The 6,509-nt window shown below is 72.5% G+C and carries 5 protein-coding genes; all 5 read right to left on the bottom strand.

The genetic code is table 11. The features are described 5' to 3' along the window. On the bottom strand, positions 1 to 1,018 hold a 1,018-nt coding region (locus ACTIR_RS20980; RefSeq protein ID WP_084789259.1), incomplete at its 3' end, for an ABC transporter ATP-binding protein. 10 nt (positions 1,019 to 1,028) lie between these two features. Beyond that, entirely contained in the window at positions 1,029 to 2,003 is a 975-nt protein-coding gene (locus ACTIR_RS20975) for an ABC transporter permease (protein ID WP_084789258.1), read from the bottom strand. After that, positions 1,996 to 2,949 (bottom strand): ABC transporter permease, encoded by a 954-nt coding sequence (locus ACTIR_RS0100690; RefSeq protein WP_026452847.1) that lies wholly within the window; start codon positions 2,947 to 2,949, stop codon positions 1,996 to 1,998. Before ACTIR_RS0100690 ends, ACTIR_RS20975 begins: the two co-directional genes overlap by 8 nt. 37 nt (positions 2,950 to 2,986) lie before the next feature. Beyond that, positions 2,987 to 4,612, bottom strand: a complete 1,626-nt coding sequence (locus ACTIR_RS0100685) for an ABC transporter substrate-binding protein (RefSeq protein WP_026452846.1) — start codon at positions 4,610 to 4,612, stop codon at positions 2,987 to 2,989. Positions 4,613 to 4,795: 183 nt separating this feature from the next. After that, positions 4,796 to 6,509 (bottom strand): class I adenylate-forming enzyme family protein (locus ACTIR_RS0100680; protein WP_026452845.1); only part of this gene is annotated, 1,714 nt, incomplete at its 5' end.

Raw genomic sequence — 6,509 nt, 5'->3', positions numbered from 1 at the left:
TGACCGTGCGGCAGTCCGTCCGGGCGAAGCGGCAGCGGGGCGCGAACCGGCAGCCGGGCGGCGGGGACACCATGTCCGGCGGGGCGCCCTCGATCGTGTCGAGCCGGGTGTGCGGCGCCCGGTCCAGCGCAGGCAGCGAGTCCAGCAACGCCCCGGTGTAGGGGTGGCGGGGGTTGCGGAACAGCTCGCCCGCCCCCGCGGTCTCCACGATCCTGCCCGCGTACATCACGGCGACCCGGTCGGCCCGGCCGGACACCACGCCCAGGTTGTGACTGATCAGGACGATCGCCGTGCCCAGTTCCGTCCGGAGCCTGCCGAGCAGGTCCAGGATCTGCTTCTGCACGGTGACGTCGAGTGCGGTGGTGGGCTCGTCGGCGATCAGCAGCTCCGGCTCGTTCGCGATCGCCATCGCGATCACGACACGCTGCCGCATCCCACCCGAGAGCTCGTGCGGGTACTGGCCGAGCCTGCGGCGCGGCTCCGGGATGCCGACCAGCCCCAGCAGCTCCTCCGCGCGGGCGCGAGCGGCCGCACGGGACACGCGGGCGTGTCCGCGGACCGTCTCGGTCAGGTGCGTCCCGATCTTCTTGACCGGGTTCAGCGCGGTCATCGGGTCCTGGAAGACCATCCCGATCCGGGAGCCCCACAACGCCCGGCGGCCCGCCCGGTGGAGTGCGTGCACGTCGGTCCCCGCGAAGCTCACCCGGCCGGTGACCGTGACCCCGGGCCCGGTGGTGTGCAGCCCCATGACGCTGCGGCCGAGCACGGACTTGCCCGAGCCGGACTCGCCCACGACGCCCAGTGTCTCGCCCGCCCGCAGGGTGAACGAGACCCCGTCGACGGCGGTGAGCGCGCCCCGTGCGGTGCTCAGCCGGGTCCGCAGGTCCTCGACGACCAGCAGCGGTTCCCCGGCCGCCCGCGCGGTGGGACCCGCGGGACCGGTGGTGGGCCGCACGCCCGTGGTGCCGGTGGCGGTCGTGTCGGTGCTGGTGTCGGTGGCGGTGGTGTCGGTGCGCATCGCAGGCCTCCTAGAGCTTGGCACCGCGCGGGTCCCAGCGCTTCCGCGCCTTCTCGCCGAGCAGGTTGAACGAGAACACGGTCAGAAAGAGTGCGATCCCCGGCACCAGCACGAGGTGCGGGTGGTCGGCGAACGTGTCGCCCTGCCCCTCGGCGATCATGTTGCCCCACGACGGCTCCGGCTGTTGGATGCCGAGGCCGAGGAAGCTCAGCGACGCCTCGGCGACGATCAGCACCGACACCATCACCATGCCGTACGAGGCCAGGGGCGGGAGCACGTTCGGCACGAGCTCACGGGTCATCACCCGCAGCCGGGACGCGCCCATCGACTCGGCGGCGAGGACGAACTCCCGCTGCGCGACCGCGAGCGTGCTCGCCCGGGCCAGCCGGATCATGCCCGGCAGGGCGAGCACGGACAGCGCGAACGCGATGTTGCGCAGGTTCGGTTCCAGCACCGTCGCCAGCGCGATGAGCAGGATCAGCGGCGGCACGGCGAGCAGCGAGTTGGTCAGGACGCCCACGACCGAGTCGGTGAGCCGCCGGAAGTACCCGGCGAGCACACCGACCGCCCCACCGACGATCATCCCGATCAGCACCGCGCCGACCGAGACGACCAGCGAGGCGCGGGCACCGTAGAGCAGGCGTGCCAGCAGGTCCAGGCCGAAGTTGTTGGTGCCCAGCGGGTGCGGGCCGAACAGGTCCGGCCGGGCCAGCGCCGGTGCGGTCATGGTCTCGGTGAGGTCGCGGTGTTCGGCCAGGGGGAGCAGCGGTGCGGCCACGGCGCCGACCACGAGCAGGACCACCCAGGCCCCGCACAGCCACGCGGCCATGTCGAACCGCGCCGCGGCCCGGATCCGCCACCGGCGGAGCGTGCCGGGCCGGTCCCTGCCCCCACGGGACCGGCCCGGACGGGACCGGGTGTCCCGCCCGGCCGGTGCCGCGGATGCCTCCGCCGGGTGCGCCTGCTGTCGCGTGTCCTCAGACATGGGCCCGCCTGATCCGTGGGTCGAGGTAGTGGTACGAGAGGTCGACCACCGTGTTGGTGAGCACGTAGATGCAGGCGATCACCAGGACCGCGCCCTGCACCATCGGGAAGTCGCCCTCGTTCGCCGCGTTGATCACCAACGACCCCATCCCGGGCAGGGCGAACAGGTACTCCACGATCACGGTGCTGCCGATCAGCCTGCCGAGACTGAGGCCCAGGACCGTGATCAGGGAGAACGACGAGGGCCGCAGCGCGTCGCTGAGCAGGATGTGCACCGTGGACATGCCCTTGGCGCGCGCCGAGAGGATGTAGTCCTCGCGCAGCGTGGTGATCAGGTCGTTGCGCAGGACCCGGGTGAACAGTGCCGTTTCGGCCAGCGCGATCGTCAGGGCGGGCAGGAACGCGTGGTGGAGGTTGTCCACGAGCCCCTCACCGGGGCGCACCCACTCCGCCCGCGGGAACCAGCCGAGCCCGTTGGCGAACACCATGATCACCAGGAGGCCGGCGAGGAAACTGGGCACCGAGAGCATGCCGAAGGTGCCCGCACTGATCAGCCGGTCCACCCGGCCACCCGCGTGGTAGGCCGACCACATCGCCAGGGGAATCGACAGCACCAGCGCCATGCCCAGGCCGAGCACCGCCAGTTCCACGCTCACCGGCAGTGCCGAACCGATCCGCTCGCTGATCCCGCTGTACGGCGGGACGACCGAGGTGCCGAGATCACCCCGCAGGGCCGAGCCGAGCCAGTCGACGTAGCGCTCGGGCAACGGGTCGTCCAGCCCCATGTCCGCCCGCACCGCCGCGTACTCGTGCTCGGCGTGCCCCTCGCCGAGCACCGTGACGGCCGGGTCACCCGGCATCAGCGACACCAGTGCGAACGTGCCCGCGCTGACGAGGAACAGCACGATCACCAGTTCGCCCAGGCGCCGCAACGCGGTCCACACCATCGTGGAACCTTCCTTTCCCCGCCGTGCCCGTCCGATGTCAGCGACCGCCGCCGTCGATCCAGGCGTCGTCGAGCAGCACCATGCTGTTGGCGGTGTCGGTCACGCCGTGGACCCGGTCGGACCACACCAGGAACTCGGCCGTGGGCCCGTAGACCAGCGCGGGCACCTGGTCGTTCCACCGCGCCTGGACCTCGTCCAGGACGGCGGCCCGTTCGTCGGGGGTCTCGGCCCGTTTCAGCTCGCCGAGCAGCGCGTCGGTCTCCGCACCGGTGGCCATCCCGACCGTGAGGTCGCCCTCGCTGTGCAGCGTGGAGTACATCCGGCTGTAGGGGCCGGACTCGCGCCAGCTGATGCCCCACCCGGCCACGTCGTAGTCGCGTTCCACCGAAACCTTCGTGATCTGGTCGGCGATCGTGCGCACCAGGTCGAGTTCCACGGTGAAACCCACGGCCTCCAGGGCCGACTTGACCGTCAGTGCCGTGGCGCGGGAGGCCGGGTCCCCGGCGTCGGTGTAGCGGATGTGTCCGTCGAATCCGTCCGCACGGGCCTGCCGGAGCAGCTCCTCCGCCCTGGCGGGGTCGTACGGCAGCGGCTCGGTGTCGCCGTGCCACCGGGACTGGGCGGGAAAGACCGCGTTGCTCGCGATCCCGGCGCCCTCGTAGGCCCGGCGGCGCACCAGGTCCGGATCGATCGCGTGGTGCATGGCCCGCCGGACCCGGGGGTCGGCGCCGGGTCTGCCCTCGTCGGCGTTGATCACGGCGACGTTGCCCAGGGACACCAGACTGAGGTAGCCGCGACGGCCCTCGGCGAGAGCGCGGTCCACCAGGTCGGGGTCGCGCAGGAAGACGGCGTTCACTCCGCCGGAGTCGAACGACTCCCTCGCCGTGTGCTGGTCGTTGAGAAACACCATCCGGACGCGGTCGAGCTGCGGCCTGCCGTCCCAGTAGTCCTCGTTCGCCGCGAGAACCAGCTCTTCCCGGGGTGCGTGCCGGACGAAGGTGAACGGCCCGGCGCCCACCGGACGGAACCCGTCGCCCTCCCCCGCGGACTCCGCGACGATCATGCCCGCACCGGCGGTGAGCAGATGGGGGAACCCGGGCCACTTCCCGCTCAGCTCGAACACGACGGTGTGCTCGTCCGGGGTGCGCATGTCCCGCACCGCCGACGTCCACACCGCCGCGTCGTCGGCCCCGGCGTCGACGTAGCGCTCGATGCTGTGGGTGACGGCCGCGGCGTCCAGCGGGGTGCCGTCGCTGAACCGCACACCGTCCCGCAGACGCAGTGTCCAGGTGGTGAATCCGTCGTCCGGTTCGAGCGACTCCGCCAACCGCGGCACGACCTCCTCGCGCTCACTGTCCCAGCGCATGAGCACGTCGTAGACCGCCGCCAGGGCGACGCCACCGGTGGATCCCGCCACGATGGTCCGCGCCGGGTCCAGCACCCGTGGCTCGGAGAAGGCCGCCATCGTGAAGGTCCCGCCCCGGTCGGGTGTGGCCGCTCCGGGGTCGGTGTTGCGCAGGCCGGTCCGGTAGTCCGTACCGCCGTCCGCGGCGGTGCCGGCCCCGGCATCCGCCCGGTCGCCGCCCGGGGAACACGCCGTGCCCAGTACCAGGACGGCGGCCAACACCACCGGCCACCACCGCGACGTCGCACGCCCTGTCATCTCTCCTCCTCGGCCACCCTCGACGAGGTGCTCGATCCCCGGAGACAACCGCACCGTCCCCGCCCCGGGGCCGGTGGTCCCACTCAACGGGAGCGTCCCGGGAGGTTGCCGTGAGGGGCACTTTCGCTGCGTCACGCGCAGGGAAAGTGCCCCTCACAGCCGCTCACGCAGGGAAGGTGCCCTTCACGGCAACCAGGTGCGCACGGTGGGGCGCTCGACCTTGCCGGTGGCGTTGCGCGGGAGGGGGGTGGTGGTGATCAGCCAGCGGGTGGGGACCTTGTAACGGGCCAGACGGTCGGCGACGAACGTCGACAGCACGTCCTCGTCCACGTCGTCCGGTGCGGCTCCGTCCGGGACCGGGCCGTCCGGGGTGGTCGTGCCGTCCGGGGGTGCCGGGGCGGGGGAGGTCACCACGACGGCGGTGACCTCCTCGCCGAGGTCGGGGTGTGGGGTGCCGAGCACCACGGCCTCGGACACCCGGGGGTGTTCGGCCAGCGCGTGCTCCACCTCGACGGGGTAGACGTTCTCCCCGCCGCGCAGAATGAGGTCCGACCGTCTGCTGCTGATCCGCAGTCTGCCGCCGACCAGCGTGCCCAGGTCCCCGGTACGCAGCCAGCCGTCCGCGCCGAGCGCCCCGGCCGTGGCGTCGGGCCGGTTCCAGTACCCGAGCATGACCTGCGCACCGCGCACGTGGATCTCGCCCTCCACCCCGTCCGGAACCGGATTTCCGTCGGCGTCCCGGATCTCGACGTCCACATTGACCACCGGGCGCCCCACGGTGTCCGGATCCTCGGCGAGATCGGCGGCCGTGGCGACGGTCGCCCCGGTCGCGGTCTCGGTGAGTCCGTAGCTGGTGCCCAGTGCCGCGGCCGTACCGGGCAGGGCCCGGCGCACCCGGTCGAACAGTGCCCGCGACGACGGTGCCGAGTTCAGCGACAGGCTCGTCAGACTGGACAGGTCGTAGTCGGCGAGGTCGGCGTGTTCGAGCACCCGGCGCACCATCGTGGGCACCGCTCCCCAGTTCGTGACCCGCTCCCGTTCGATCAACCGCAGCACCCTGTCCACCTCGAACCGTCCGGTGTGGATGACCGCGGTGTCGCCCGCGGCCAACCGCGGGACGGCGAGGTTGTGCAGGGCCGCGATGTGGAACAGCGGCGTCGCCAACAGGAACCGGCGCCGTCCCGGCGGGCGGCCCAGCTCGGCGGCCAGCGCATCGTTGAACAGGTGGAAGTCGCAGGCGGCCAGGACGTTGCGGTGGGAGTGCACCGCGCCCTTGGCACGGCCGGTCGTGCCGGAGGTGTAGAGGATCACCGCGGGATCGTCCTCGACGGGACGGTCCTCGGTCCGCCCGGAATCCGGCAACCCGGCGTCCGGGTGGGCGGCGGCGAGTTCGGCGAGGTCGTGCTCGATCGACAGCACCGGCACGTTTACCGCGCCGAGCAGGGCACGGCGCCGGTCGTCGGCCACGATCACCGAGGGGGTGCTGTCGGCGACGCCGTGGGCGATCTCGCGGGCCGACCACAGCGAGTTCATCCCCACCGTGACCGCGCCGAGCGCGGCCGAGGCCCAGAACGTCATGATCCATTCGGCGCTGTTCGCCGCCAGGATCGCCACCCGGTCACCCCGGCGGATCCTGTACCGGGTGCGCAGCGCGTGCGCCACCGAGGCCACGGCCGCGTGGTGCGCGGCGAAGGTGACCCGCCGCCCGCCGCAGACGAGGTACTCCGCGGCACCGTGCGCCGTGGAGGCGTCGAGCAGTTCCCGCAGCGAACGTCTGCGGTGCCGGAACACGCGCATCGGCCTGCCGCGCACCGGCTCGGTGCGCACCTCGAAGGGTGAACCCGGTCCGGTCAGCCGCGCCACCGCGGCCGCGCGCTCCGCCGGGTCGGGGGCCGGC

This window comes from Saccharomonospora iraqiensis subsp. iraqiensis (assembly GCF_000430445.1).
Lineage (GTDB): Bacteria > Actinomycetota > Actinomycetes > Mycobacteriales > Pseudonocardiaceae > Saccharomonospora > Saccharomonospora iraqiensis.
The sequence above is the reverse complement of the archived record's forward strand: the minus strand, read 5'-3'. Positions and strand labels throughout refer to the sequence as shown.

Bases quoted from the DNA above. Each gene is read 5' to 3' on its own strand.
- ACTIR_RS20975 (WP_084789258.1), bottom strand. From the start codon at position 2,003: ATGTCTGAGGACACGCGACAGCAGGCGCACCCGGCGGAGGCATCCGCG.
- ACTIR_RS0100690 (WP_026452847.1), bottom strand. From the start codon at position 2,949: ATGGTGTGGACCGCGTTGCGGCGCCTGGGCGAACTGGTGATCGTGCTG.
- ACTIR_RS0100685 (WP_026452846.1), bottom strand. From the start codon at position 4,612: ATGACAGGGCGTGCGACGTCGCGGTGGTGGCCGGTGGTGTTGGCCGCC.